The 25,347-nt window shown below is 73.3% G+C and carries 30 protein-coding genes; 12 read left to right on the plus strand and 18 right to left on the minus strand.

The features are described 5' to 3' along the window. Positions 1 to 171 precede the first annotated feature (171 nt). Positions 172 to 672, minus strand: coding sequence for a metallophosphoesterase family protein (locus tag D7044_RS03990; RefSeq protein ID WP_120688011.1), 501 nt, complete (start codon positions 670 to 672; stop codon positions 172 to 174). Between the two features lie 109 nt (positions 673 to 781). On the opposite strand from D7044_RS03990, the gene D7044_RS03995 reads away from it, so the two are divergent. Then, positions 782 to 1,378, plus strand: a complete 597-nt coding sequence (locus D7044_RS03995; RefSeq protein WP_120681293.1) for a YflT domain-containing protein — start codon at positions 782 to 784, stop codon at positions 1,376 to 1,378. A 76-nt stretch (positions 1,379 to 1,454) separates the two neighbouring features. Here D7044_RS03995 and D7044_RS04000 read toward each other — a convergent pair whose 3' ends face one another. Then, positions 1,455 to 1,643, minus strand: a complete 189-nt coding sequence (locus tag D7044_RS04000) for a helix-turn-helix transcriptional regulator (protein WP_199716462.1) — start codon at positions 1,641 to 1,643, stop codon at positions 1,455 to 1,457. A gap of 88 nt (positions 1,644 to 1,731) precedes the next feature. Here D7044_RS04000 and D7044_RS04005 point away from each other — a divergent pair, with 88 nt between their 5' ends. Then, positions 1,732 to 2,034, plus strand: a complete 303-nt coding sequence (locus D7044_RS04005; protein ID WP_147434571.1) for a flavin reductase — start codon at positions 1,732 to 1,734, stop codon at positions 2,032 to 2,034. Between the two features lie 41 nt (positions 2,035 to 2,075). Here D7044_RS04005 and D7044_RS04010 read toward each other — a convergent pair whose 3' ends face one another. Together D7044_RS04010 and D7044_RS04015 are read right to left on the minus strand one after the other, a co-directional pair. Continuing rightward, positions 2,076 to 2,663: a DUF1684 domain-containing protein gene (locus D7044_RS04010; protein WP_120688012.1), complete on the minus strand. Its 588-nt coding sequence runs from the start codon at positions 2,661 to 2,663 to the stop codon at positions 2,076 to 2,078. A gap of 53 nt (positions 2,664 to 2,716) precedes the next feature. Further along, positions 2,717 to 3,277 (minus strand): GNAT family N-acetyltransferase, encoded by a 561-nt coding sequence (locus D7044_RS04015; protein ID WP_233564868.1) that lies wholly within the window; start codon positions 3,275 to 3,277, stop codon positions 2,717 to 2,719. Positions 3,278 to 3,423: 146 nt separating this feature from the next. Here D7044_RS04015 and D7044_RS04020 point away from each other — a divergent pair, with 146 nt between their 5' ends. After that, a complete protein-coding gene (locus D7044_RS04020; RefSeq protein ID WP_120688014.1) occupies positions 3,424 to 3,906 on the plus strand; it encodes a MarR family winged helix-turn-helix transcriptional regulator in 483 nt (160 codons plus the stop codon). Between the two features lie 9 nt (positions 3,907 to 3,915). Next, the gene (locus tag D7044_RS04025; RefSeq protein WP_120688015.1) at positions 3,916 to 4,902 is read left to right on the plus strand and encodes a pirin family protein; all 987 of its coding nucleotides are present in this window, start codon (positions 3,916 to 3,918) and stop codon (positions 4,900 to 4,902) included. A gap of 95 nt (positions 4,903 to 4,997) precedes the next feature. Here D7044_RS04025 and D7044_RS33225 read toward each other — a convergent pair whose 3' ends face one another. Further along, positions 4,998 to 5,126 carry a hypothetical protein gene (locus tag D7044_RS33225; RefSeq protein WP_255510791.1) on the minus strand — a complete coding sequence of 43 codons (129 nt, stop codon included), beginning with the start codon at positions 5,124 to 5,126 and terminating at the stop codon, positions 4,998 to 5,000. Between the two features lie 321 nt (positions 5,127 to 5,447). Then, on the minus strand, positions 5,448 to 6,209 hold the full coding sequence (locus D7044_RS04030; RefSeq protein ID WP_199716463.1) for an acetoacetate decarboxylase family protein: 762 nt from the start codon (positions 6,207 to 6,209) through the stop codon (positions 5,448 to 5,450). Between the two features lie 379 nt (positions 6,210 to 6,588). On the opposite strand from D7044_RS04030, the gene D7044_RS04035 reads away from it, so the two are divergent. Both D7044_RS04035 and hrpB read left to right on the plus strand, forming a co-directional pair. Then, entirely contained in the window at positions 6,589 to 7,413 is an 825-nt protein-coding gene (locus tag D7044_RS04035; protein WP_120681281.1) for a SigB/SigF/SigG family RNA polymerase sigma factor, read from the plus strand. 156 nt (positions 7,414 to 7,569) lie between these two features. After that, positions 7,570 to 10,128, plus strand: coding sequence for an ATP-dependent helicase HrpB (gene hrpB / locus D7044_RS04040; RefSeq protein WP_120688219.1), 2,559 nt, complete (start codon positions 7,570 to 7,572; stop codon positions 10,126 to 10,128). A 4-nt stretch (positions 10,129 to 10,132) separates the two neighbouring features. Here hrpB and D7044_RS04045 read toward each other — a convergent pair whose 3' ends face one another. Beyond that, positions 10,133 to 10,858, minus strand: a complete 726-nt coding sequence (locus D7044_RS04045) for a PP2C family protein-serine/threonine phosphatase (protein WP_120681279.1) — start codon at positions 10,856 to 10,858, stop codon at positions 10,133 to 10,135. A 260-nt stretch (positions 10,859 to 11,118) separates the two neighbouring features. On the opposite strand from D7044_RS04045, the gene D7044_RS04050 reads away from it, so the two are divergent. Then, positions 11,119 to 11,379: a hypothetical protein gene (locus D7044_RS04050; protein WP_120688016.1), complete on the plus strand. Its 261-nt coding sequence runs from the start codon at positions 11,119 to 11,121 to the stop codon at positions 11,377 to 11,379. A 139-nt stretch (positions 11,380 to 11,518) separates the two neighbouring features. On the opposite strand, the gene D7044_RS04055 is transcribed toward D7044_RS04050, so the two are convergent. From D7044_RS04055 to D7044_RS04080, 6 genes are all read right to left on the minus strand, one after another. Beyond that, positions 11,519 to 11,776, minus strand: coding sequence for a UBP-type zinc finger domain-containing protein (locus D7044_RS04055; RefSeq protein ID WP_120681275.1), 258 nt, complete (start codon positions 11,774 to 11,776; stop codon positions 11,519 to 11,521). After that, complete coding sequence (locus tag D7044_RS04060) at positions 11,773 to 13,347, minus strand: Na+/H+ antiporter (protein WP_120681273.1); 1,575 nt, start codon at positions 13,345 to 13,347, stop codon at positions 11,773 to 11,775. The genes D7044_RS04055 and D7044_RS04060 overlap by 4 nt, the downstream gene beginning before the upstream one ends. A 37-nt stretch (positions 13,348 to 13,384) precedes the next feature. Further along, complete coding sequence (locus tag D7044_RS04065; protein WP_120681271.1) at positions 13,385 to 14,347, minus strand: TIGR03885 family FMN-dependent LLM class oxidoreductase; 963 nt, start codon at positions 14,345 to 14,347, stop codon at positions 13,385 to 13,387. Between the two features lie 86 nt (positions 14,348 to 14,433). Continuing rightward, a complete protein-coding gene (locus D7044_RS04070) occupies positions 14,434 to 15,852 on the minus strand; it encodes an NADP-dependent succinic semialdehyde dehydrogenase (protein ID WP_120688017.1) in 1,419 nt (472 codons plus the stop codon). A 12-nt stretch (positions 15,853 to 15,864) separates the two neighbouring features. Then, the gene (locus D7044_RS04075) at positions 15,865 to 16,128 is read right to left on the minus strand and encodes a DUF6343 family protein (RefSeq protein ID WP_120688018.1); all 264 of its coding nucleotides are present in this window, start codon (positions 16,126 to 16,128) and stop codon (positions 15,865 to 15,867) included. A 103-nt stretch (positions 16,129 to 16,231) separates the two neighbouring features. Then, complete coding sequence (locus D7044_RS04080) at positions 16,232 to 17,101, minus strand: LLM class F420-dependent oxidoreductase (protein ID WP_120681265.1); 870 nt, start codon at positions 17,099 to 17,101, stop codon at positions 16,232 to 16,234. A gap of 338 nt (positions 17,102 to 17,439) precedes the next feature. Here D7044_RS04080 and D7044_RS04085 point away from each other — a divergent pair, with 338 nt between their 5' ends. Then, positions 17,440 to 18,291, plus strand: coding sequence for an SGNH/GDSL hydrolase family protein (locus tag D7044_RS04085; RefSeq protein ID WP_120688019.1), 852 nt, complete (start codon positions 17,440 to 17,442; stop codon positions 18,289 to 18,291). 58 nt (positions 18,292 to 18,349) lie between these two features. Here D7044_RS04085 and D7044_RS04090 read toward each other — a convergent pair whose 3' ends face one another. The 3 genes from D7044_RS04090 to D7044_RS04095 form a co-directional block, all read right to left on the minus strand. After that, positions 18,350 to 19,123 carry an EcsC family protein gene (locus D7044_RS04090; protein ID WP_199716464.1) on the minus strand — a complete coding sequence of 258 codons (774 nt, stop codon included), beginning with the start codon at positions 19,121 to 19,123 and terminating at the stop codon, positions 18,350 to 18,352. A gap of 46 nt (positions 19,124 to 19,169) precedes the next feature. Further along, a complete protein-coding gene (locus D7044_RS32555; protein ID WP_165947335.1) occupies positions 19,170 to 19,316 on the minus strand; it encodes a hypothetical protein in 147 nt (48 codons plus the stop codon). A gap of 101 nt (positions 19,317 to 19,417) precedes the next feature. Further along, positions 19,418 to 20,341 (minus strand): peptidase M23, encoded by a 924-nt coding sequence (locus tag D7044_RS04095; protein WP_120681261.1) that lies wholly within the window; start codon positions 20,339 to 20,341, stop codon positions 19,418 to 19,420. Positions 20,342 to 20,763: 422 nt separating this feature from the next. On the opposite strand from D7044_RS04095, the gene D7044_RS04100 reads away from it, so the two are divergent. The 3 genes from D7044_RS04100 to D7044_RS04110 all read left to right on the plus strand — a co-directional run bounded on the left by D7044_RS04100 (position 20,764) and on the right by D7044_RS04110 (position 22,897). Further along, positions 20,764 to 21,681: a proteasome assembly chaperone family protein gene (locus tag D7044_RS04100; protein ID WP_120688020.1), complete on the plus strand. Its 918-nt coding sequence runs from the start codon at positions 20,764 to 20,766 to the stop codon at positions 21,679 to 21,681. Between the two features lie 103 nt (positions 21,682 to 21,784). Then, positions 21,785 to 22,582: an exodeoxyribonuclease III gene (locus D7044_RS04105; RefSeq protein ID WP_120688021.1), complete on the plus strand. Its 798-nt coding sequence runs from the start codon at positions 21,785 to 21,787 to the stop codon at positions 22,580 to 22,582. An 18-nt stretch (positions 22,583 to 22,600) separates the two neighbouring features. After that, positions 22,601 to 22,897, plus strand: a complete 297-nt coding sequence (locus tag D7044_RS04110) for an antibiotic biosynthesis monooxygenase family protein (protein ID WP_120681254.1) — start codon at positions 22,601 to 22,603, stop codon at positions 22,895 to 22,897. A 109-nt stretch (positions 22,898 to 23,006) separates the two neighbouring features. Here the strand turns inward: D7044_RS04110 and D7044_RS04115 are convergent, their stop codons facing one another. Then, positions 23,007 to 23,789 (minus strand): class F sortase, encoded by a 783-nt coding sequence (locus D7044_RS04115; RefSeq protein WP_120688022.1) that lies wholly within the window; start codon positions 23,787 to 23,789, stop codon positions 23,007 to 23,009. A gap of 5 nt (positions 23,790 to 23,794) precedes the next feature. After that, positions 23,795 to 24,412, minus strand: coding sequence for a hypothetical protein (locus D7044_RS04120; protein WP_120681250.1), 618 nt, complete (start codon positions 24,410 to 24,412; stop codon positions 23,795 to 23,797). A 222-nt stretch (positions 24,413 to 24,634) separates the two neighbouring features. Here D7044_RS04120 and trmB point away from each other — a divergent pair, with 222 nt between their 5' ends. Next, complete coding sequence (gene trmB, locus D7044_RS04125) at positions 24,635 to 25,264, plus strand: tRNA (guanosine(46)-N7)-methyltransferase TrmB (protein ID WP_233563388.1); 630 nt, start codon at positions 24,635 to 24,637, stop codon at positions 25,262 to 25,264. Positions 25,265 to 25,347: the final 83 nt, after the last annotated feature.

Below are 25,347 nucleotides of genomic sequence, written 5' to 3' on the forward strand. Positions count from 1 at the left end.
TGTGAGGTATCAGCCGCGCGACGGCCAGCCAGTGCCTCGCCGCGCCGCACACCGGCCCGCGCCGCGCTTCCGTCGGCACCCGGCAGGACCGGCGGCGCGCTTCGCCCGACCGACACCGTGCTTCGCCCGACACTGGCAGGTCGGCACCTGGCCGGGGCGGGGTGGGGCCGCTCAGCGCGGCGGGAGCCGGTGCAGCTCGACCCGGTCGAGCCGCCCCGCCGCGACCCGGGCGGAGAGGTAGGTGGCGTACGGCTGAGTCCGCCGGTCGGTCGGCGAGCCGGGGTTGAGCAGCCGCAGCCCGCCCGGGGCGACGGTGTCCCAGGGGATGTGGGAGTGCCCGAAGACCAGCAGGTCGGTGTCCGGGAAGCGGGCGGCGCAGCGCTCCTCCCGGCGGGCCCGCGGTCCCGTCTCGTGCACGACGGCGACCCGCAGCCCGTCGAGCTCCACCCGGGCGATCTCGGGCAGCCGGGCTCGCAGCGCCGGCCCGTCGTTGTTGCCGTACACGCCGATCAGGCGGCGGGACCGGGCCTGCACCGCGTCCAGCAGCAATTCGTCGATCCAGTCGCCCGCGTGCAGCACCACGTCGGCCTTCTCGATCGCCGTCCAGAGCGGCACGGGCAGGTCCCGCGCCCGCTTCGGCACGTGGGTGTCCGCGGTGATGACCAGGCGCACCCGCCCATTCTCGTCGACCGGGACCGGCGGCGCCTGGCGTCACCGGCCGGCGCGCGGCGTTACCGGGCGGCGGGGGCGGGAAATGGTGGGTCCTACGAGGGAGGGACTCATGACCAGTGCTTCGGGACCGAACGCCGGCTGGCGATCCGCCATGCCGGGCGGTGGCCTGCTCCCGTCCGGCCTGGCGGGTCGGACGACGCCGCCCGGCGACGGGCACGGCCCGGAGACCGGGCCGCCGACCGTGACGATCGGCTCGTATCCGGACTACTCGACCGCCCAACGGGTGGTGGACTACCTGGCGGACAACCGGTTCCCGGTGGAGCACACGGCCATCGTCGGCACGAACCTCACCCTGGTGGAGACGGTTCTCGGCCGGATGGACACGGGACGCGCGGCCCTGATCGGCGCGGGCACCGGCGCCTGGTTCGGGCTCTTCATCGGCCTGCTCTTCGGCATCTTCACGGTCGGCAACTGGCTCGGCGTGATCGTGGTCGGGCTCGTGGTCGGCGCGATCTGGGGGGCGATCTTCGGCGCGGTGGCGCACGCGATGACCGGCGGGCAACGGGACTTCACCTCGGCGAGTTCGCTGCGCGCCGGCCAGTACGCGGTCATCGTCGACGCGACCCTGGCCGACCAGGCCCGGCAGCTGCTCGGCCGGCTGAACCTCGGCACGTCCGCGCCCGCACCCACGCCCGAGACCCGCTGATCGCGGCTACGTCGGATCCCGCCGCGCGAAGCAGGTCGAGGCGGCGGGACCGGCGGGTCCGGTTGAGGGCAGCGGGCTACCCGCCGGCCAGGTCCGACCGGTACTGGCGGATCCACGCCTCGACGTCGGACTTTCGCCACACCTTGCCCATGGCGAGCACGGCGACCGGCTCCGGGAAGTTTCGTTGATTGGCGATCACGGATGCGCGCTGCCGGGACACGTTCCCCAGCATCTCCCGAATCTCGGACACGCCCACCAGGTCCATACGTTGACGATGGCAGCGGCCAGGCATCACGACGGCGACAACTACGCAGACTATTGACACTGACAACGCTCAGCGACACCATGGAGGGATGGAACAACCGCAACGCCACCCGGCGCGACTCGACCCTCACCGGCCGCACCTGCCGCGGCGCCCGTCGTGGCGCTGCCGGGTGTGCCCGGATCTGGACTGGCCGTGCCCGTCCGCCCGGTTGTTGCTGGCCGTCGAGTACCGGCGCAATCTCGCGGGGCTCGCGGTCTACATGGGCCAGCAAATGGCCACCGCCCTGGAGGATCTCGGACGGCTCGACTCGGGCGGCCCGCCGGACGGGAACGCCCTGTACGAACGGTTCATCACGTGGATTCAGCGCAAGCGAGAGCTACCCCTCAGCTAGCGGGCCGGGCTGACGCGAGAGCGAGACCCCAGACCGCCAGGTCAGCCGTGGTACGCCAGCTCGCCGGCGGTCAGCGCCACGTCGACCCGGTTCTCCTGCGGGGCGAGCGGGCAGGCCCAGCGGTCGTCGTAGGCGCAGGACGGGTTGTAGAGGTAGTTGGCGTCGAGCCGGACCCGGTCGCCGGGCAGGAGGGTCAGACCCCGCCCGAAGGTGCCCTTGACCGTGTCGGTCAGGTAGCGACCACCGCCGTAGCTCTCCCGGCCGCAGGTGGCGTCGCGTACGGGCACGAAGAGACCGCCTCCGTACGCCATGATCCACCAGAGTGTGAGCGGGCCCCACGGCGTCTCGGCGACGGCGACCCGCCGGTAACGGATCACCCCGTCCGGCCCGCCGGTGTCGATCTCGGTCTCCCCCTCGGCGGGCCGCAGCGGTGCCTCCACGACCGCGGCGGGGTTCGGCGGGTGGTATCGCAGCCCGGTGAAGGCGGCGCGGTCCTCCGGCGGGATCGGGGTCTGCGGGTGGTCGGCGAAGAGCCGGTCACGTTCCGCGCGGAATCCGGCCAGGTCGAGGTCGGAGAGGTAGAGCTGGGCGATCCGTTCCCGCCAGTCGAGCAGTTCGAGGTCGTTCACCCGACGAGCCTAGTCCGCGCGGGCGGCGCGTCGAGCGGACCGACCGACACCGGTCAGCCGGGCCACTCCCCCGTTGCGCCGGCCGGCCACCGGTCGGTGGCGAGGCGGGCGTGCATGTGTTCGTCGTGCCGGCGGCCGTCGCCGTACTGGTAGGACTCCCGCAGCGTGCCCTCGACGCGGTAGCCGGCGCGTTCGGCGACGCGGCAGGAGGCCGGGTTTGCGGTGGCGTGGCAGAGCTGGATGCGGTGCAGGGCCAGCTGTTCGAAGCCCCAGCGGGTGAGCAGTTCGACGGCGCGGGAGGCGACGCCGCGACCGCGCGCCGCCGGTACGACCCAGTAGCCGATCTCGGCGTCCGCGGCGTGGATGTCGTGCAGCGACACCGAGCCGAGCAGGCTCCCGTCGACGTCGTCGGCGACCGCCAACGAGACGTGGTCGCCGGCCGACCAGTCGGCGCGGCGGCGCAGCCACCTGCGGGTCGACTCCTCGTCCACCGGCCCGCCCTGCGGGTTCCATCGGGCGATGTCCGGATCGCGCAGCGCCGCCTCGACGGCCGGCGCGTCGGCTTCGAGCCAGGGGCGAAGCACCAGGCCGGGGACGGTCATCCGCTGATCCACGTGAAGAGTCTGTCACGCCTGGACGGCACCCGGCCGCGCGGTTTCGTTAAAACCTGCACCACCCCGCTGACGCCTGCCCTCTGCCATGGGGTGATCCAGCAGACAACAAGATTGTTTAATTTTTAAGTAGTGCTAGAGTGATTGGCGTGACCGAGGGCCTGGACAGCAGCCGACTCGCCGCCTGGCGGGCGTACATCGAGGCCAGCCAGCGACTGTTCACGCAGATCGAAGAGGACCTGCGCACCGACAGCGACCTGAGCTTCGCCGACTACCACGTGCTGGTGCTGCTCTCCGAGGCGCCCGGCCAGCGGCTGCGGATGGGCGAGCTGGCCGGCCGGCTGGTCTTCTCCGCCAGCCGGCTGACCTACCAGATCTCGTCCATGCAGCGCCGGGGGCTGGTCAGCCGGGAGCCCTGCCCGGAGGACCGTCGCGGCAGCCAGGCGGTGCTCACCGCCACCGGGCTGCTCACCCTGCGGGAGGCCGCACCCCACCACCTGGTCTCGGTGCGTACCCGCCTCATGGACGACCTCGACGACGACGAGGTCGCCTGCCTCACCCGGATCTTCGAGCGCCTCGGTGACCGCCTGCGGGCGGCCCGGGACGGCTCGACCGACCACGCCACGAACTAGGAGCCCCCGATGCCCGCGATCACCGTCGACGACGTACTCGTCCTGCCCCGCCTGCCGAAGCTGGACGAGTCCACCACCTTCCGGCCGGTCCGCCGGCTGACCACCGCCCCCAGCGGCTACGAGGGGGAGGGCTTCCCGGTGCGACGGGCCTTCGCCGGCGTGCCGCTGAACGAGCTCGACCCGTTCATCCACCTCGACCAGATGGGTGAGGTCGACTACGCCCCGGGCGAGCCGAAGGGCACCCCCTGGCACCCGCACCGCGGATTCGAGACGGTCACCTACATGATCGACGGGATCATGGACCACCAGGACTCGAACGGCGGCGGCGGCACCATCACCAACGGCGACACCCAGTGGATGACCGCCGGCAGCGGCCTGCTGCACATCGAGGCCCCGCCGGAGCACCTGGTGGTCAGCGGCGGCCTGTTCCACGGCACCCAGCTCTGGGTCAACCTGCCGCGCGCGGCCAAGATGAACGCCCCCCGCTACCAGGACATCCGGGGCCGGGAGTCGGCGCTGCTCACCACGGCCGACGGCGGGGCGCTGATCCGGGTGATCGCCGGCGAGCTCGCCGGTCACCGCGGGCCGGGCTCCACCTTCACCCCGATCACCATCGCGCACGTGACCATCCAGCCGGGAGCGCAGGTGGACATCCCCTGGCAGCCCGGGTTCAACGCCCTGGCGTACGTGCTCAGCGGGCGCGGCACGGTCGGCACCGACCGGCGGCCGCTGGAGATCGGGCAGCTCGCGGTGCACGGCCCGGGTGAGGCGCTGCGGTTCACCGCCGACGCCAAGCAGGACGCGCACACCCCGGCGCTGGACCTCTACCTGATGGGCGGCCAGCCGATCCGGGAGCCCGTCGCGCACTACGGCCCGTTCGTCATGAACACCCGGGACGAGCTGGTCCAGGCGTTCGAGGACTACCAGGCCGGCCGGCTCGGCGTCATCCCCGCCGAGCGGCTGCCGCACACCGGCGGCGAGGGCGACCGCCCCTGAACCGCGTCGCGTACGGCGGGGCCGGCCGCCCCGCCGTATGCGAGGTCACGGGTCACGCCGGTGGCACGACCGACGGGTCACGCCGGTGGCACGGGTCAGGAGACGGCGAAGATGCCGGCGAGGCCGAGAAGCACCATGACCAGCAGCGCTACCAGCGCGCTCCGTTCGCCCTCCACCGCCGACTCGCGGCGCTCGGTCATGGTGTTCGTCGTCTCGCGGGGCATGGTCTGGCCTCCTGGGAGTCTCGCCGATCAGAACGGCCGGTCCCGGCAGCTGCGTACCGGCCGGCGTAGGGCCCACGGCGGGGGTCCTGCCGTGAGGTCGGGATCGACTCCTCAGGTGTGGTGCCGGGTTCCGCACCGCAGCCGAACGCGCCGACCCGCACGTCACGGTTACCCGTCTGGCCCGGCTGAAACCTGGCCGGGGCGACAATCCACGAGCGGTTCGACCAGGGATCGCGGCGGGCGCGGACGCCCGTCGATGACGACCGCCGTCCGGTGGACGGTGGGTCGACCGGACGGCGGAGGGGGTCGGCGGGCGCGGTGTTACCGGCGGCCCGGGCGGTTCACGACCCGGGTGCTCGACCGCCGGACGGCGGCGGGCGGGACCTCGGCCCAGTCGCCCGCGCCGGCGTCCCCAGGATGGACGGTCAGGCTGCCCGGGTAGGCGAAGGAGGCCCGGGGCGAGTAGAAGCCGGCGACGATGGTCAGCGGGTTGGCCGGTCGGAGCGCGTAGACCGGATGCTCCGGCGCCAGGAATTCCACCGACTCGATCTCGAAGGGCGACACCGGCTCGATCAGGTACGGGTAGACCGAGCTGAGCAGCTGTCCGTCCCGCCGGGTGAAGTAGCGGCTCTGCCCACTGTCGATCACATGCCCGGTCTCCCCCACCCGGCACCGGGTCCGGATCACCGGGACGCCGTCCAGTTCGGTCTCGGCGACGAGGGTGTCGGCTCGCACCTCGAGGGTGGTACGCCCGGGGTATGCGGGGAAGCCTCGCATGCGGACGTAGCCGAGCACTCGTTCGCTGGAGGTGACGTAGTGGGTCCACCAACCGCACGGGGTGGTACCCAAGGGAGTGTCGACGCCGTCCAGTGACACGCCCAGGTAGGTCAGGTCGTAGGCGCCGAGGCCCGAGGTCTGGCTCGCGTCGTCGACCACGCACTGGCCGAGAAAGACGCGTGGCTCCGGGTGCGGCCGCAGCCCCGTCGGCACCAGCGCGGAGACCGCGTCCGGGTCCGCCGGAAGCCAGCTCACGTGAAGGAAGCGACTGTTCACGACGAGCTGGGGAGCGGCAGGGTCGAGCACGGCGCCTCCATCGCGGTGGGTACGAGGTGCACGTTACGGCTGGTCGGGCGCGGTGGACAACGACGGAATGGCGACAGTAACTCCCTGGTGTCGGGTTTCATGTTGACCGCTCGGCCGACTCCGTTCTGTCGTACGGGCCAGGCAAACCGGACGTCCAGCTCCCTGCGTCGACCCGGGTGACGGCCGGTAATCGCCCTCACATCGGCTCGACAGACGCCGGATTAGAACCTTTTTCACAGGCTTTGACCTTTAAGTACATCGTCCGTTCGGCTAGATTTTCGCGGCACCATCGGGTTAGGGTGGCTACCGAACAGCCCAATCAAAGCTAAGACGAAGCGTCACGCCTTCATCCGCGGACGAGGTGCAGGGAGGACCACCCATGACCGCGCCAGCGATCAAAGAGGAAACGACGAGCACGTCGACCACGGCGGCCAAGCTCGACCCGCGGGCACTCTCCGACAGCGCCACCGACCTGCTCAACGCGATGGCCGCGCTGCCCGCCAACCACCCGTCGCGTCCCGCCCTGCGGGACCGAGCCATCGAGGCCTGGCTGCCGCTCGCCAATCACCTCGCCCACCGCTACAGCGGGCGGGGCGAGCCCACCGACGACCTGGCGCAGACCGCCGCCGTCGGCCTGATCAAGGCGATCGACAAGTTCGACCCGTCGCGCGGGGTCGACTTCGCCGGCTACGCCATCCCCACCATCATCGGGGAGCTAAAGCGGCACTTCCGCGACCGGACCTGGGACATCCGGGTCCCGCGGCGCCTGCAGGAGCTGCGACTGGCCATCTCCGACGCCAACAGCTCCCTGCTGCAGACCCTCGGCCGCTCGCCGACGGTCGCCGACATCGCCGCCCACCTCAAGATCACTGAGGAGGAGGTCCTCGAGGGCCTGGAGGGTGCCCGCGCCTACAACGCGGTCTCGCTCTCCACGCCGACCGGTGACGGCGACCGCGCCACCGAGCTGGGCGACATGCTCGGCGGCGAGGACGGCGAGTTCGAGCTGGCCGAACTGCGGGTCGCCCTGGGCCCCGCCCTCGCCACCCTCGACGAGCGCGAACAGAAGATCCTCACCCTGCGGTTCTACGGCAACCTGACCCAGTCGCAGATCGCCGAGCAGATCGGCGTCTCGCAGATGCACGTCTCCCGACTGCTGGCACGGGCGCTGACCAAGCTGCGCGGACAGCTCGACGGCACCTACTAGCCGCGCGGTTCGATGACATCCACCAGGGGGTGATGGCACCGATGGCCGGGTCCGACGGACCCGGCCATCGGTGTGTCCGCCGCTGGACGCCCCGGCCCGTCCCGGTCCGACAGGTACCGTGGCGGGCCGTCGACGCCGCCGGTGCGAGACTGGGCCGTGCTCTCCGACGTACGCCTCGACCTGCCGGTACGCGCCGTGCTGCCGGCGGTCGTCGCGGCCCTGCGCAGCACCGGCGTCGGAGTCCTGGTGGCCCCGCCCGGCACCGGCAAGACCACGCTCGCGCCGCTGGCCGTCGCCGACCGGGTCGACGGCCGGGTGGTGGTCGCCCAGCCCCGTCGGGTCGCCGCCCGCGCCGCTGCCCGGCGGATGGCGGACCTGCTCGGCGAACCGGTCGGCGACCGGATCGGGTACGCGGTCCGCGGCGACCGGCGGGTCGGGGCACGGACCCGGGTCGAGGTGGTCACCACCGGCCTGCTGCTGCGTCGCCTGCTGCGCGACCCCGACCTGCCCGGCACCGCGGCGGTGCTGCTCGACGAGGTTCACGAACGCCAGCTCGACGCCGACCTCGCGCTCGCCTTCGCGGTGGAGGCCCGCAGCGCCCTGCGCCCCGACCTGTGGCTGCTGGCCATGTCCGCCACCCCGGAGGCCGACCGCTTCGCCGGCCTGCTCGGCGGCTCCGACGACCCGGCCCCGATCGTCCGGGCCGACGCGGCGCTGCACCCGGTGACCCGGATCTGGGCGCCGCCGCCCCGCCCGCTGCCCGCCCCGGGGGCCGGCAGGGTCGACCGGGCGCTGCTCGACCACGTGGCGGCGACCATCCGCCGAGCGCTGCGCGAGCACGACGGCGACGTGCTGGCCTTCCTCCCCGGGGCCGGCGAGATCGCGTCCGTCGCCGGGCGACTGGCCGACCTGCGGGACACCGTCGACCTGCTCCCGCTGCACGGCAGGCAACCCGCCGGGGAGCAGGACGCCGCACTTCGCCCACGATCGACCCGGCCCGGCGACGCCGCGAGCGCCCGCCGCCGCGTGGTGCTGGCCACCGCGGTGGCCGAGAGCAGCCTCACCGTGCCCGGCGTACGGATGGTGGTGGACGCCGGACTCGCCCGGGTGGCCCGACTGGACCTGTCCCGCGGCCTCGGCGCGCTCGTCACCGTGCCGGTCTCCCGGGCCGCCGCCACCCAGCGGGCCGGTCGCGCCGGCCGAGAGGCGCCCGGGCACGTCTACCGCTGCTGGTCCGAGGCGACCCACGCGCGGCTGCCCGCCCAACCGGCGCCGGAGATCGAGACGGCGGACCTCACCGGCTTCGCCCTCGACCTGGCGGCCTGGGGGCAGCCGGACGGCACCGGCCTGGCCCTGCCCGACCCGCCCCCGGCGGCGGCGATGACGGTCGCCCGGGACACGCTCGCCACCCTCGGCGCGATCGACTCCACCGGCCGGATCACCGGACGGGGGCGCGCCATCGCGGCCGTCGGCGCGCACCCACGACTGGCCCGCGCCCTGCTCGACGGCGCGGGCCGGGTCGGCGCCGACCGGGCCGCCGAGGTGGTCGCCCTGCTCGCCGAGGAGACCGTCGCCGGCCCCGCCGACGACCTCGCCGCGGTCTGGCGTCGGCTGCGCGCCGGCACCGACGCCGCCGCCACCGCCCGCTGGCGTGCCGAGGCACGCCGCCTGCGCACCCTCCTCAGCGCGGAGTCCAGCGAAGAGGAGAGGAGCGCCGGCGCCCGGCACCGCCTCTCCGACGATCTCGCCGCCGGGCTGCTGGTCGGGCTGGCCCACCCCGAACGGCTGGCCCGGCTCCGGCGCCCGGGCGGCTCCTCGTACCTGATGAGCGGCGGCACCGCCGCGGAGCTGGCGCCCGGCTCGGGCCTGGCCGGCGCCGAGTGGCTCGCGGTGGCGGTCGCCGACCGCTCCCCCGGCGCGCCGACCGCCCGGATCCGCCTCGCGGCCGCGCTCGACGAGACCACCGCCCGGGAGGTGGCCGGGTCGCAGCTGCGCACCGAGCAGGAGGTGGGCTGGTCCGGCACGGACGTGGTGGCCCGGGAGGTGGTCCGGCTCGGCGCTATCGAACTGCTCGAACGCCCGCTCAGCCGCCCCGACCCGGCCGCGGTCGGCGCGGCGCTGCTGACCGGCCTGCGGCGCACCGGCCTCGGGCTGCTGGAGTGGACCCCGGCCGCCGACGCGCTGCGGCAGCGGCTGGCGTTCTGCCGGCATGCGCTCGGCGACGACTGGCCCGACGTCGCCGACGACGCGCTCCTCGCCGCCGCACCCGACTGGCTCGCGCCGGAGCTGGCCACCGCCCGGCGCCGCGCCGACCTGGCCCGGGTGGACGTGGTCGCCGCGCTGCGCCGGCTGCTGCCCTGGGCCCAGGCCGCCCGGCTGGACGAGGTGGCGCCGGAGCGGATCGCGGTGCCCAGCGGCTCACGGATCCGGGTCGACTACGCCGACCCGGCGGCGCCCGTGCTGCCGGTGAAGCTTCAGGAGACGTTCGGGTGGCGGGAGGCGCCCCGCATCGGCGACGGCCGGGTGCCGGTCCTGCTGCACCTGCTCTCGCCCGCCGGGCGCCCGGTCGCGGTCACCGCCGACCTGGCCTCCTTCTGGCGGGTGGGCTACCCGCAGGTCCGGGCCGAACTGCGCGGCCGCTACCCGCGCCACCCCTGGCCGGAGGACCCGACCACGGCCGTACCCACCGGGCGCGTCAACCCCCGGCGGCGCTGACCGCTCACTCCTCGACGACGTCGGCCACGACCACCGTGATGTTGTCCGGGCCGCCGGCCCGCAGCGCCAGGTCGATCAGCTTGTGCGCGCACTCGGCGCGGTCCGGGTGACCGGCCAGCACCTCGGCCAGCGTGTCGGGCCGGACCACGTTGGAGAGGCCGTCGCTGCAGAGCAGCCAGCGGTCACCGGCCGCGGGCACCATCGTGGCGTACGTCGGGGAGACGTCATCGCCCTGCAACGCCTGGGTGACGACGGCCCGGCGGGGGTGACTGCTCGCCTGGTCCGGCGTGATCACACCCTGGTCGACGAGCATCTGCACGAAGGTGTCGTCCCGGGTGATCTGCTTGAGCACACCCTCTCGGAACAGGTAGGCCCGGGAGTCGCCGATGTGGGCGAGCGCCAGGCAACTGCCGGTCCGGGCGAAGAGCAGCGCGGTCAAGGTCGTACCCATGCCCTGCCGCTCCGGATCCTCGCCGACCGCCCGGCGGATCCGGAGGGTGGCCTGCTCGATGCCGCTCTGCAACGCGGCGACCAGGGCGTCCTCCGGTGTCTCCACGTCCAGCGGCGCTATCGCTCCGATGGTGAGCGAGCTGGCCAGGTCGCCGGCCGCCATGCCACCCATGCCGTCGGCGACGGCGACCAGCCACGTGCCGGAGTGCATTGCGTCCTGGTTCCCGCTGCGGATCAGCCCACGGTCGCTCGTTCCCACGGAACGCAGCTTCAGGGTCATGGGTGGCAGCCTGCCAGGCGAGGGGCGCTGTTGTCTCTAGGAGATCCACCGTGACTCCGCGTGGCGCGGCGAATCTCACTCTCCGTCGTGCCGCCGCCAGGTCGCCTGGAGAGGCATCCAGCACCGTCGCGCTCGCCACCGCGGCGCCGCCGAGCCATGCCGGCCACCGCCACCCGGCGCGAACCCAGTCGCGCCCCGGCCGACCGGACCACCAGGCGGGGTGGGCGGGCCCGGTGCGGGCCGCCCATACCATGACGGCCGTGGACGGAAATCTGTGGCTCGCCGGCACCGCAGTGGCACTCGTTCTCGCGATCTTCGTGGTGGTGGTGGTCCGCCGACGGCGTCGACCGACGCCGGCCGGGCGCGAGGCCGCGCTGCAGCTCGCCCGGCAGGCGATCCGGCAGAGCCGGCGGGACCAGCACGTCCGGGCCCGAGGCACCCTTCGAGGCAAGGGGTACGGCGGCGACGACAGCCAGGCCACCAGCGCAGCCGTCAGCAGCGAATCCAGTGGCACTCCATGACCCGGGGTAGGGGCTCTTTGCCGGTGCTGGCCCGCTCCCGCCGGTCGGACACTGAACGGTGCCCGCCCACCGGTGGACGCACCAGGCACCGGCGTCGTCGCGACGGATCGGCTCGTCCGCGCGGCCGATCGGCAACACCTCAGCCGATCTCCTCGTCCACGTAGCACCAGCGCCAGGCCTCCCCCGGCTGGACCGAGCGCATCACCGGATGCCCGGTCTCCTCGAAGTGCACGCTCGCGTGCCGGTACGGAGAGGAGTCACAGCAGCCGACCTCGCCGCAGCTGAGGCAGGAGCGCAGGTGCACCCAGTCGGTGTTGCCGATCGACACGCAGGGCCCGCACTCGTCGGTGTTCCGCGGCTCGGCCGTACCGGCCTCGGTCAGGTGTGCGCAGCTCACCGGTCGTCCTCCCGCCGCAGCAACGATTCCTCCAGATCCAGGTCACGATAGGCGCGCACCAGTACCTCCTCCGGGATGCGGCCGGTGTCCCGGGCATCGCGGAACACCTCTCGTTCGGCGTCGATCATCTCCTGCCGCAACCGCCCGTACGCCTGTGAGGGGGTCTCCCGCTCGGCGCCGCCCAGCCGCTCCCAGGCCAGGTTGGTCCGGTCCTCGACCCCACGACGCAGCCGCTCGACCACCGGGGCGGGCGCCGAGTCGGCCAGCTCGTCGAGGCGTTCCCGGGCCGCCCGGCTGGCCTGCTGCTGCACGCCGGCGGCGGAGAGCGCGTCCTGCACCGGGTCGTCCGGCGGCAGCTTGAGCTTGCGGGCCACCATCGGCAGGGTGGCGCCCTGGCCGATCAGGGTCGCCACGATCACCGCGAAGGCCAGCCAGATGAACAGCTCCCGCGGGTACTCGCGCCCACCGGCGACGGTGAGCGGCAGGGCGAGCGCCGCGGCCAGGGTCACCACGCCCCGCATGCCGGCCCAGCCGATGACGAGCGGGTACTTAGCCGGTTTCCGCGCCGTGCCCCGCCGGACGCTCGGCACCAGCCGGGTCAGGTACGTGACGGGGAAGAGCCAGGCGAACCGGGCCAGGAAGAGCGTGCCGAGCACCGCCGCCGTGACGCCGACGACCCGCCCGACCGGCTCGTCGAGGTCCTGCAACACGTCCGGGAGTTGGAGGCCGACCAGCAGGAAGACCAGCCCTTCCAGGAGGAACCGGACCAGCCGCCAGACCGCGCCCACCTGGAGCCGGGAGGCGGCCGACATCAGCACCGGCAGCTTGTGCCCCAACGCCAGTCCGGTGACCACGACCGCCATCACGCCGGAGGCGTGGATCTCCTCGGCGACGAAGACCACCGCGAACGGGATGATCAGCGAGAGCGCGTTGTCGAGCAGCGGGTCGCTGATCCGCTTGTGCAGGAAGCCGAAGAGGAACGCGCCGAGCGCACCGATCAGCACCCCGCCGCCGGCCGAGCGCAGCACCTCGATGGTCACCTCGGTCACACCGACCGCCGAACCGACGGCGGCCAGCGTGGCGACCCGGAACAGCACCAGCGCGGTGGCGTCGTTGAGCAGGCTCTCCCCCTCCAGGATCGTGACGACCCGCCGGGGCAGCCCGATGCGCCGGGCCACCGCCGTCGCGGCCACGGCGTCCGGCGGGGCGAGCACCGCGCCGAGGGCCAGGCAGACGGCGAAGGGCACCATCGGCAGCAGCAGGTGCAGGACGAGACCGATCGCGGCCGCCGTGAAGAGCACGAGCCCGACGGCGAGCCACAGGATCGGGCGCAGGTTGTGCCGGAAGGCCGGCACGGACGTCTCCAGCGCCGCGACGTAGAGCAGCGGTGGGAGGATCCCCACGAGCACCAGGTCCGGGTCGAGCCGGATGTGCGGGAAGCCGGGCACGAACGACAGCACCAGCCCCGCCACCACCAGCACGATCGGCGCCAGCAGGCCGAGCTTGCGGGCCAGCGCGGCACCGAGCGTCGCGGTCGCCAGGAAGACGACGACCTCGAAGAGTCCCTCCATGGGGTGCCAGCCTAGGCAACCGCCGTGGAGCGCCTGATCATCGGGCACGCAGCTTCGGGAGCACCTCGGCGCCGAAGGTGTCCAGGAAGGGGCGCTGCTCCTTCCCGACGTGGTGCAGGGCGATCTGGTCGAACCCGAGCGTCAGATACTCCTCCAGCCAGCCGACGTGCCGGCCGAGGTCCGCCGAGACGTTGACCACGCGGGTCACCCGCCGCATCGGCACGTCGGCCGAGACCACGTCGAAGTGCTCGGCGGTCTCCAGGTCCCAGCAGACCGGCGGGGCGAAGACGTTGCTGCGCCACTGGTCGTACGCGATGGCCTCCGCCTCGGCCTGCTCGGGCGCCCAGCTCAGGTGCACCTGCAGGTGCAGCGGCCCCCGGCCACCGGCATCCCGGTAGGCGCGGATCATCCGCCGCAGGTGCTCGACGGGCGCGTTGACGGTGATCAGCCCGTCCGCCCAGCCCGCGCACCAGCGGGCGGTCGGTACGCTCACCGCCGCCCCGATCAGGGCGGGCGGCTGCTCGGGTCGGGTCCAGAGCCGCGCCCGGTCCACCCGCACCAGCCCGTCGTGGCTGACCTCCTCCCCGGCGAGCAGCGCCCGGATCACGTCCACGCACTCGCGCAGCCGGGCGGCGCGCACCGACTTGCGCGGCCAGCCGTCGCCGGTGATGTGCTCGTTGCTGGCCTCTCCGGTGCCGAGCGCGGCCCAGAACCGGCCCGGATACATGGCGGCGAGCGTCCCGATCGCCTGCGCGACGACCGCCGGGTGGTAGCGCTGGCCTGGGGCGTTCACCACGCCGAACGGCAGCCCGGTGGCCTGGAGCGCGGCGCCGAGCCAGGACCAGGCGAAGCCGGAGTGGCCCTGGCGGGCGCTCCAGGGTGAGAAGTGGTCCGAGCACATGGCGGCGTCGAAGCCGACCCGTTCGGCGTGGACCACCGCGTCCAGCAGCGATCGGGGGTGGATCTGTTCGTGGGACGCGTGGAAGCCGAACACCGTCATGGCTGCGTTCCGTACCCAGGACGGTCTCCGGCTAAAGCTGAACGACCCGCCGTGGCGCGCGCCACCCGCGCCCGGGTCGGCGTCCGCTACTCGGCGTGCGCGCCGGCCGGTCCGACCGGACCGGCGTCCTCGCCGCCCACCCAGACGGTCTTCGTGTTGCAGAACTCCCGCATGCCCAGCGCGGAGAGCTCCCGGCCGTAGCCGGAGTTCTTCACGCCGCCGAAGGGCAGCTCCGGGTAGGAGGTGGTCATGCCGTTGATGAAGACGTTGCCGGCGTCCAGGTCGGTGGCGAAGCGGGCCTGCTCCTGCGGGTCCCGCGTCCAGGCGTTCGAGCCGAGCCCGAAGGCGGTGCCGTTGGCCACCTCGATCGCCTCGTCGTACGACGACACCCGGAACAGGCCCGCCACCGGCCCGAACACCTCCTCACGCCACATCCGCATCTCCGGCCTCAGGTCGGTGACCACCGTCGGCGGGTACCACCAGCCGTCCTGCTCCGGCACCTCGCCGCCGACCAGCACCGTGCCGCCGTTGTCGATCGCGTCCCGGACCTGGGCGTGCACCTCGTCGCGGCCGCGCTCACTGGCCAGCGGCCCCACATCGGTCCGGTCGTCCATCGGGTCGCCGACCCGCAGCGCCGACATGTGTGTGGCGAACTTCTCCGCGAAGGCGTCGAAGACGTCGGTGTGCACGATGAACCGCTTCGCGGCGATGCAGGACTGACCGTTGTTCTGGCAGCGGGCGGTGGTGGCCACCTCGGCGGCCCGGTCCAGGTCCGCCGAGGGCATCACGACGAACGGGTCGCTGCCGCCGAGCTCCAGCACCGTCTTCTTCAGCTCCCGCCCGGCGATCTGGGCGATCGACCGGCCGGCGCCCTCACTGCCGGTCAGGGTGGCCGCCCGTACCCGGGGATCGCTGAGGATCTGCTCGACGGCGTCCGAGCCCACCAGCAGCGTGCCGAACGCGCCCTCGGGGAATCCGGCCCGGCAGAACACGTCCTCCAGCAGCAGCGCGGTCTGCGGCACGTTCGAGGCGTGCTTGAGCAGCCCGGTGTTGCCGGCCATCAGGGCGGGCGCGGCGAACCGCATCACCTGCCAGAGCGGGAAGTTCCACGGCATCACGGCGAGGACCGGGCCGATCGGCTGGTAGCGGATGAAGGCCCGGGTGGCGTTCACCGCGGCGGCGTCGGCCGGCTCGTCGGCCAGGAACCCGGCGGCGCGGGCCGCGTAGAACCGGGCCGCCGTGGCGCACTTGGTCACCTCGGCCTTCGCCGACGCGTACGTCTTGCCCATCTCGACGGTCATGATGCGGGCGATCTCGTCGCGGTCGGCGTCGAGCAGGTCGGCGGCGGCGTTCATCCAGCCGGCCCGCTGGTCGATGGTGGTGCCGTGCAGTTGGCGGAACGCCAGGTCGGCCCGGTCGATCGCGGCGTCGATCTGCTCGGGCGACATCGGGTCGTACGTCTTGAGCACCTGTCCGGTGGCGGGGTTGGTGGTGGCTATGGACATCTCGTCCTCCTGTCACTCGAACAGCGAGTGCTGTGCGCCCGGCTCCTCGCGTCGGCGGGCGGCGCGGCGGCGCTGGATGATGATCAGGTCGACCACGGCGACCAGCGCGAGCAGCACACAGACCACGCCCAGCCAGACGATCTCGGCCAGGAACGCCAGCACGGCGAAGATGGCCATGATCACCAGGCCGAAGCCGGCGAGCGCGAGCCGGAGGTTCAAGGCGCTGTAGGCATGCCCGACCGTGCCACGGGCGCGCCGGGGCTGCGATCTCGTCATTCCCCCGACCTACCCGGGGACGGACGGGGTTAACCGGCACGGCCGGCTTCGTCCGGCGGCGGGGCGACCGCGCGCCGAGCGCGGGGCGACGCCTCGCCGCCCGTCAGCCGATGTCGGCGAGGCGCGGCGCGATCCGCTCGGCGACCTGCTCGGCGAACTCGACCGGGTGCCGGTCCGGCGTCACCTGGACCTCGGCCACGCCGAGCGCGGCGTACTCCTCTACGGCGGCGAGGAAGGCGTCCGGGTCGTCCAAGGGGTGAACCTGCATCGAGAGGGTCTTCTCGATGCTGTCGTAGTCGCGCCCCTCGGCCTCGCAGTGCGACCGGAGCACGTCGAGCTTGTGGCGTGCCTCGTCCACGCTCGTGCCGAAGAAGTTGCACGAGTCGGCGTACCGGGCGACCAACAGGAGGGTCTTCTTCTCCCCGTTCCCGCCGATCATGATCGGTGGGCGCGGCCGACGCAGCGGAGCCGGTGAGCAGAGCGTCTCGGTCAGCTGGTAGTGCCGCCCCTGGTATGGACCGTTGTCCTCGCTCCACATCTGTAGGCAGATCTGCACCGTCTCCTCGAGCCGCTCGAAGCGCTCCCCCATGGGCACGACCGGCACGCCGAGACCGCGCTGCTCCCGCTCGTACCAGGAGGCGCCGACGCCGAGCCGGGCGCGACCGCCGGAGAGCACGTCCAGAGTGGTGACGATCTTGGCGAGCAGGCCCGGGTACCGGTACATGACGCCGGTGACCAGCACACCGAGCGTCATCCGCTCCGTCTTGCCGGCCACGTAGCCGAGCGTGGTGTACGCCTCCAGCATCGGCTCGTCGGCCCGAGCCACGGCCTCCATCTGGAAGAAGTGGTCCATGACGGTGAACGAGGCGAATCCACCCGCCTCCGCGACCTGCGCGGTCCGGGCCAGGGTGGGCGCAATCAGCTCCGGCTCCGGCGGGGTGGTGTAGGTCCAGTAGTGCAGGCCGAGTTTCACGACACACGCTCTTTCGTCGCGGGGGTGGACCGGGCACGACGCGGTGTCGACGAACGACTCGACACCGGGCCACGGCGCGGAGGACACCGACCAGGCGCCCGGTCCACGACGTGACCGACCAAGCGTTCCACTTCGAGCGCGCAGGAGGTCAAGCTTGCCGTGGGGTCACCCGGATTGCCGACCGTACGCGCGCTCCACACGGCCGGGCCGGGCAGCTACCACATCAATCCGGGCAGCGGCAGGGATGTGCCACATAGCCGACAGCGTCACTCCGACGAAAGCCGGCCTGCGCATAGAGTTACCGCGCCGTCGCTCTGAGCCGCACATCGGGGGGAATCATGCCTCGCCGCTGGGTCACCGCCGTCGCCTGCCTGCTGGCCCTGGTCGCTCTCGCCTGCGAGGGCGGCGGCGAGGCCGGCCCCCGCCCGACCCGGGGCACCCCGCAGCCCGGCGGGTCAGGCGGTATCGCGGCGCTCGGCGACTCGATCAGCACCGGCTTCGGCTCCTGCCTGCTCCTCACCTCCTGCGAGCGCAACTCCTTCTCGACAGGTGACGGGCTGCGGGTGCGGAGCCTCTACCGGCGCCTGCTGGACCGCGACCCGGACCTGCGGGGACGCGCCTACAACCACGCCCGGCCCGGCGCCCGGGCCGCCGCGCTCGAGGAGCAGGCCCGCGCGGCGGTACGCGACCGCGTCGACCACGTCACGGTGCTGATCGGCGCCAACGACGCCTGCCGGGCCGACATCGACGACATGACCCCGGTGCGGCAGTTCCGGACCGAGGTGGACCGGGGGCTGCGCGCGCTGCGCGCCGGCCGCCCGAAGGCCCGGGTGCTGGTGGCGAGCATCCCCGACCTGTACCGGCTGTGGGAGGTCGGGCACACGAACTCGCGCGCGCTCCGGGCCTGGCGGCACGGCGTCTGCCCGGCCCTGCTGGCCGAAGCGGCGTCGGACGCCCCGGCCGACCGGGCCCGCCGGGCCGCCTTCCGGGCCCGGATCACCGCCTACAACACCCAACTGGCGGCGGCGTGCCGGGCGTACGGGTCACGCTGCCGGTACGACGGCGGCGCGGTGCACCGGGTGCGGTTCACGCTGGACCTGGTGAACCCGCTGGACTCGTTCCATCCGAACGCGGCAGGTCAGAGCCGACTCGCCGACGTGACCTGGAAGGCCTCCGGTCTCGCCGGCTGACCCGTCCTGGCCGGTGGCGTCGGGCCCTGGCCGACCCGACGCCACCCGGAGCCCGCCCTCAGGCGCGACGCGGGCCCGGGACGACGGTCCCGTGTTGCCGGTAGAGCGCCCGGGAGCGCTCGGCGAGATCCTTGGTGGCGGACGAGTTCGCCCAGGTGCCGAGGACGATCGCCGCGCCGGGCACGAGCTTGGCGAAGACGCGCTTGGCGGCCCGCATCCCGGCCATCTGCGCCAGGCGTACGCCCAACCGCAGCATGACCTTGCCCAACTGGCCCTGCCCACCCGTGCCGAACAGTGCGCCCGCGCGCTCCCGGCCGGCGGCCACCCCCAGCGCCAGCCGGGCGGTCTCGGCGACCTTGTGCACCCGCTGGAGGACGAGCAGGTCGGTGGCGCGGTCGGTGTGCAGCGGGTCGACGCCGTACGCCGCCGCGACGTGCAGCACCATGCGGGCCTGGGTCCAGGCGAGCACGCCGATGTCGATCACCGCGCCGGGCAGCCCGGCCGCGCCGGAGACCGCGCCGGAGAGCCGAGCCCGGTTCACGAACTTGCGTACCGCCTGCTCGGCCAGCAGGTCGGCGGTGACGTCGGCCTGCTCCGCCCGGGCCCGCGCGGCCCACTGCGCCGCCTCCGGTCCGAGCCGGCGCACCGCCTCCAGGGCCAGGTGCTCCGGGGCGTACTGCGGGTCGTCCCGCATCCGGTCCCAGAGGGTGGCCGGTGGCGCCTCGGGAATCTCCTGGTCGGCGGCGGCCGGCGGGGGCGGTTGCGGCGCGGAAGTGGGTGGCTGCGGCGCGGGAGTCGGTGGTTGGCCGTCGGCGGGCACGGGTTCGGACACAGGTACTCCCGAGGGTCGACGCAGGCGATGCGGGGGCCGGTACGGGTCAGCGGCGGCGGTTGGAGAACTTCGCCGCCAGCCCTCTCAGTTTCCGCTGGTTCTCCGGCTTGGCGAGCTCGCGTCGGCCGCGCGCGACGAGCTGCTGCCCCTTCGGTGAGCGCAGGAAGGTGCTGATCCGCTGCATCAAAGACATCTCGGTCCTCCTGTCGGTGAGCCCTCACTCATGTGTACCCGGAACCGACAACGGATGTACCCGGGATGCCCCGGCAATCAACCGTCCACTGTGGGCGCAGACTACCGCCCCGTCGAGAGGACGGCGTCGACGACCTCGCTCGCCCGCCACTCGTGCTTCGCGTAGTGGTCCGGGTACGCCGACACCTGCACGGCCTGGGCGGCGTCGGTGAGGCGCATCTGCTGCCAGCCCGGGACCTGCTCCAGCGCGCCGAGGAACTGCCGGGTGGCGAACTCGGGGTCCATCAGCCGGTCCACCGACCCCCAGCCGCTGCTCGACCGCTGCTGGAAGAGTCCGACCGAGTCGTGGTCCCAGCCGAGCCCCTGGTGCGGGTGGCGCTGCGACTCGGGGATCACCCCGCTCGCGAGGTTGTACAGGTTGCTCTCCTGCATCGCGGTGGCCACCGCGATCACCAGCCCCCGGCGCGGCACGCCCATGTCCCGGCCGGTCCGCACGATGACCTCGGCGTTCCTCATCTGGGTCCGGGTCAGCCCCGCCACCGGCGCCGGCTCCGCCGGCTTCTTCTTCGCCCGCACGTCCGGGTCGGCGTCCGGCCCGGTGGACGCGCTCGGCGCCGCCGTGGTGGGCGCCGCGGCCTGGGCGCTCGGCGACCGGTCGAGGGAGCGGGAGGCGTGCTCCTGCTCGGCCCGCTGGACCAGCTGGGAGTGGGCGGCGAGCGGGTCGACCCGGGCCACCACGCCCGCGGTCTCGTCGTTGGTCTGGGCGTACGTCGCCAGGCCGAGGCAGCACAGCACGCCCGTGGCGAGCACGATCCGGGCCCGCCCGGGTGTCGTCGCGAGCTGTCGGGCCCGGTCGCGGGCGCCCCGAAGGCGTGGTCCCGCGTACCTGGCAGCGGTCGAGAGAGCGGGGGCAGCGGCTCGGAGGCGCCGCAGCATCATCGTCCGTTCGGCCGATGCCCTGTCGTCCGTACGAACAATCGGATCGAGGGGGGCGTTCGGTTCGTCGAGGGTGCCGTCGTCACGCATCAGCCGAGGCTAGGCAGGCGTACCCGTTGATTACCCAACGTGATCTCGTGGCCCTCGCCACAGATTGGGGGTGGCGTGGTGGACAGCCGGGGAGCCGGCGGGTCGTCGATGAACGGACCTCGCGGCCGGGACGAACCGGTCGGTCCACTCAGTCGGGCCCGGCCCGGCCGGAAGCGGGGCAGTCGTCCACCCTCGGACGCAAGATCACCAAACTCGGCTGTTCAGCCCATGTCACCCTCGGCCGAACGGGCGCGACAGCCCCCGACGCCCGGCGGAATGCGGCGATTCGCCTGATCCTGATCACTCACTGAGAACGGACCGCCCGGCGAAGGAATGCATCAGGATGGCGGGTACGTTGCCGGAACCGGGCGTCGTGCACGCGACGGCGCTCCGTAGGCACCATTTCAGGGAGGTCCGCACCGGTGCTCGACCCACACGAGCTCTACGAGCTCACCGACGATCTGCCCGACCTCGGTCAGCCAGTCCTGATCCAGGCCCTGACCGGCTTCGTCGACGCCGGAAACGCCAGCCGGCTCGCCCGCGAGCAGCTGCTCACCTCGCTGGACGCCCGCACGATCGCGACCTTCGACCTCGACCAGCTCTTCGACTACCGCTCCCGCCGACCGATCATGACCTTCGTCGAGGACCACTGGGAGTCGTACGACGCGCCGAAGCTCGAGCTGCACCTGCTGCGCGACGACGACGAGACCCCGTTCCTGCTGCTCACCGGCCCGGAGCCGGACGTGCAGTGGGAGCGTTTCGTGGCCGCCGTCGCGGGGCTCACCGCCCGGCTGGACGTCCGGCTCACCGTCGGGCTCAACTCGATCCCGATGGCGGTGCCGCACACCCGGCCGACCGGGGTGACCGCGCACGCCACCCGCCCCGAGCTGATCTCCGGGCACGAGCCGTGGCTGCAGCGGGTGCAGGTGCCGGCGAGCGTCGGCCACCTGCTCGAGTTCCGCCTCGGCGAGATGGGGCGCGACGCGGTCGGCTTCGCGGCCCACGTGCCGCACTACGTCGCGCAGGCCGAGTACCCGGCCGCCGCGGAGGTGCTGCTCACCTCGGTCTCCCGCGCCACCGGGCTGCTGCTGCCCAACGACGAGCTGCGTTCGTCCGCCGAGGTGATTCGGGTCGAGATCGACCGGCAGGTCGCACAGACCGAGGACGCCGCCGCTCTCGTGCAGGCGCTCGAGGAGCAGTACGACGCGTTCGCCCGGGGCCGGGGCGAGAAGAACCTGCTCGCGCCCGAGCTGGGTTCGCTGCCGTCGGCCGAGGAGCTGGCTGCCGAGCTGGAGCGTTTCCTGGCCGAACAGAGCCGCCCCAACGACGGCGGGAACTGACGACCACGGGCGCGCGCTCCTCGCGGGCGGCGGCGTCCCCGCGAAGCGCGACACCCGGTACGCCGAGACGGCGTACCGGCCGCTGATGCGGCAGGCTGGGGGCATGCGCCTGGCGACCTGGAACGTGAACTCGGTGAAGGCCCGGCTTCCCCGGCTGCTCGACTGGCTCGACAGCACCGCGCCGGACGTGGTCTGCCTCCAGGAGACCAAGTGCCCGGACGGCGCGTTCCCGGTGGCGGAGGTGGGCGAGCTGGGCTACACCGTGGCGAGCCACAGCGACGGCCGGTGGAACGGGGTGGCCCTGCTCTCCCGGGTCGGACTGGTCGACGTGACGGTCGGGTTCCCCGGGGAGCCGGGGTTCCCCGAGCCCGAGGCTCGCGCCATCTCGGCCACCTGCGACGGGCTGCGCGTCTGGTCGGTCTACGTGCCGAACGGGCGGACGCCGGACGACCCGCACTACGCGTACAAGCTGGCCTGGTTCGCCGCGCTGCGCGACGCGCTGGAGGAGGAGCTCGCCCGGGGGCTGCCGCTGGCCGTCTGCGGGGACTTCAACGTGGCCCCGACCGACGCCGACGTCTGGGACCCGGCCGTCTTCGTCCACTCGACCCACGTCACGCCGGCCGAGCGCGCGGCGCTGGCCGCGCTGCGCGACCTCGGTCTGGTCGACGTGGTCCCCACCCCCATGAAGGGGCCGCACCCGTTCACCTACTGGGACTACCGGGCGGGCATGTTCCACCAGAACAAGGGCATGCGGATCGACCTGGTGTACGCCTCGGCGCCGTTCGCCCGGTCGGTCAGCTCCGCGTACGTGGACCGGGAGGCGCGCAAGGGCAAGGGCCCCTCCGACCACGCGCCGATCGTCGTCGACGCCGACCTGGTGCCGGCGGTCGAGGCGTTCTGAGGTGGTTAGGGTGGGGCCATGGCAGTTGTGAAGATCAACGCAATCGACGTCCCGCCCGGTGCCGGCGCGGAGCTGGAGAAGCGCTTCGCGGCGCGGGCCGGCGCCGTGGAGAACTCCCCCGGGTTCCTCGGCTTCGAGCTGCTCCGGCCGGTCGCCGGGGAGAGCCGCTACTTCGTCTACACGAAGTGGGAGTCGGAGGAGGCCTACCAGGCCTGGGCCGCCGGCCCCGCCCGCGCCGCGCACGGCGGGCAGCAGCGCCCGGTCTCCACCGGCGCCAACCTGCTGGAGTTCGAGGTCGTCCAGCAGGTCCCCTGACCCCCTCCACTTCGGTTGATCATGAGGTTGGCGCTGAATGGAAGCGCTCCACCGGGCGCTAACTTCATGATCAACGCGTCGAGGGCGGCCGGCGAGGGGCCGGGCGGGGTCAGCTGGGTGAGGGGTGGGCGGCGACGAGGGAGGCGAAGGCGATGACGTTGTCGGCGTAGCCCTCACGGCCGCCCACGAACTCGCCACCGCACGTGATCAACCGCAGTCCGGGCGGGCCCTCGTGGCCGTAGACCCGGTCGGCCGGCAGGTGGTCCTTCGGGAAACGCTCCACCGAGTCGACCCGGAACACCACCACCGACCCGTCCGCCCGCGCCACCTGGACGGTGTCACCCGGCTTCAGCTTGCCCAGGTCGTAGAAGACCGACGGGCCCTCCTTGGTGTCCACGTGCCCGACGATCACCGCCGGTCCGGGCTCGCCGGGGGTGGGCCCCTGGTCGTACCAGCCGGTCTCGTTGTGCCGCTCCAACGGCGGCACGCCGATCGAGCCGTCCCGGGCCTGCCCGACCGGCGCCACCGGGGCGGAGACGTTGATCGTCGGCATCGAGAGACTCACCGGCCGGCTCGCCCGCAGCGCGCCGCTGCCGTCGCCCGCCGAGCGGTCCCCGCCGCCCGCGGTCCACTCCAGGGGGTCGGCCGAACGGCCCAGCCCCACGCCGGTCGCGAAGACACCGGCCAGCACCAGCACGATGGCCAGCGGCAGGGTCCAGGGCGAGCGCCGGGGCCGCCGGGGCCGGACGCCGGCGCCCCGGCCGGCAGCGGGGCGCACCGGCGGGGGCGGCTGCGCGGTGATCGCGTGGGTGATGGAGACCCGTTGGGCGAGCGCCGAACGGTCGGCCGGTGATCCGACCGGCGGGCGAGGGGCGGGGCGCGGGGCCGGCATCGGTCTCAGCCTCGGCCGGAGCCGCGCACGGCACGCGGCCTGCGCAGCGCGAAGAGGGCGACGACCAGCCCGGCTACGGCCAGCGCCACCCCGAGCGGCACCAGCAGACCACCGGTGAAGCCGCCCGCGGTGCCGCCGAACCCGGTGGCCGGGCCCCGGCTCGGCTTCACCGACTTCACCACCTGGAGCATCGTCGAGGCGGTCTCGCCGTCGCGGCACTCGAGCTTGACGCGGTAGTTGCCGGGACGGGTGCGCTCGCGCACCATCGGCGCGGCGGTGAGCAACCCCCGCTGCGGCTGCACCTGGACGCGACCGAACGCGTCCGACACCACGATCGCGGGGACCGAATTGTCGCGGCAGCTGGCCTTGACGCCGACCAGGAAGCCCGGCTGGACGGTGCTCGGGCTGACCTCCACGAAGACGTCCACGATCGGGTTCGGCTGGGGTGCGGCGACCGGGTCCGGCTGCTCCGACGCGCTGGGCTCGGGAGCGGCCTGCGAGTAGGCGGCCGGTGAGGCGAGCACCTGGCTCGGCGGGCCTTCGACGGCCGCCTCCCGTCCGGCCGCCACCACCAGCAGCAGGCCGGCGATCATGGCCGACAGGACGAATTCACCGCGGGTCATGCGCGATGCCTCCTCCCGACGCCGGGTGGCCGGACAGACGCGGGCTGCCCGGACTGCCGTACGAGATGGATCCTCTCATTCCTGGGCGAACATCACATCGGATCCGGCGGGATGGTCGCGTAGGCTCGGATCGCTGTGACCTCCATCGACCATGACCCCGCACGCGCCACGCCGCGTCCACCCGCCCGGACGATCCGTACCTTCCATCCGCGACGGGGCCGGATGAGTGGCCGGCAGACCGACGCGCTGGACCGGCTCTTCACGGCGTACGGCCTGGACGTGCCGGACGGACCGGGCGCCCCGATCGACTTGGCCGGCCTCTTCGGCCGGACGGCGCCCGTGGTGCTGGAGATCGGATCGGGCATGGGCGACACCACTGCGGCGATGGCCTCCGCCGACCCGGATCGAGATTATCTGGCGGTCGAGGTGCACACGCCGGGAATCGCCAACCTCCTCGACCTCGTGGAGCGGCACGGTCTGCGCAATGTGCGGGTGGCGCAGGGTGACGCCCTGGAGCTGGCCCGCCGGCTGCCGCCCGGCTCGCTCGACGCGGTGCACGTCTTCTTCCCCGACCCGTGGCCGAAGTCGCGGCACCACAAGCGACGGCTGATCCAGCCGACCCACGTGGCCCTGCTGCGCGACCGGCTGACGTCCGGCGGCGTCCTGCACTGCGCCACCGACTGGGCCGAGTACGCCGAGGCGATGCGGGAGACGCTCGACGCCGACCCGGAGCTGGTCAACCCGCACGGGGGCTTCGCGCCGCGCCCGGCGCACCGGCCGGTGACGAAGTTCGAACGGCGCGCCCTGGTGGCCGACCGCCCTGTCGCCGACCTGATCTACCGCCGCCGCTGAGCAGACCGACGCCGCCGAGGAGACCGCCGGGGACGAGCGTCACTTTCTGATGATCCGTCACCCCGGTTGGCGGAGAGCACCAT

The organism is Micromonospora musae, from assembly GCF_003626635.1.
GTDB lineage: Bacteria > Actinomycetota > Actinomycetes > Mycobacteriales > Micromonosporaceae > Micromonospora > Micromonospora musae.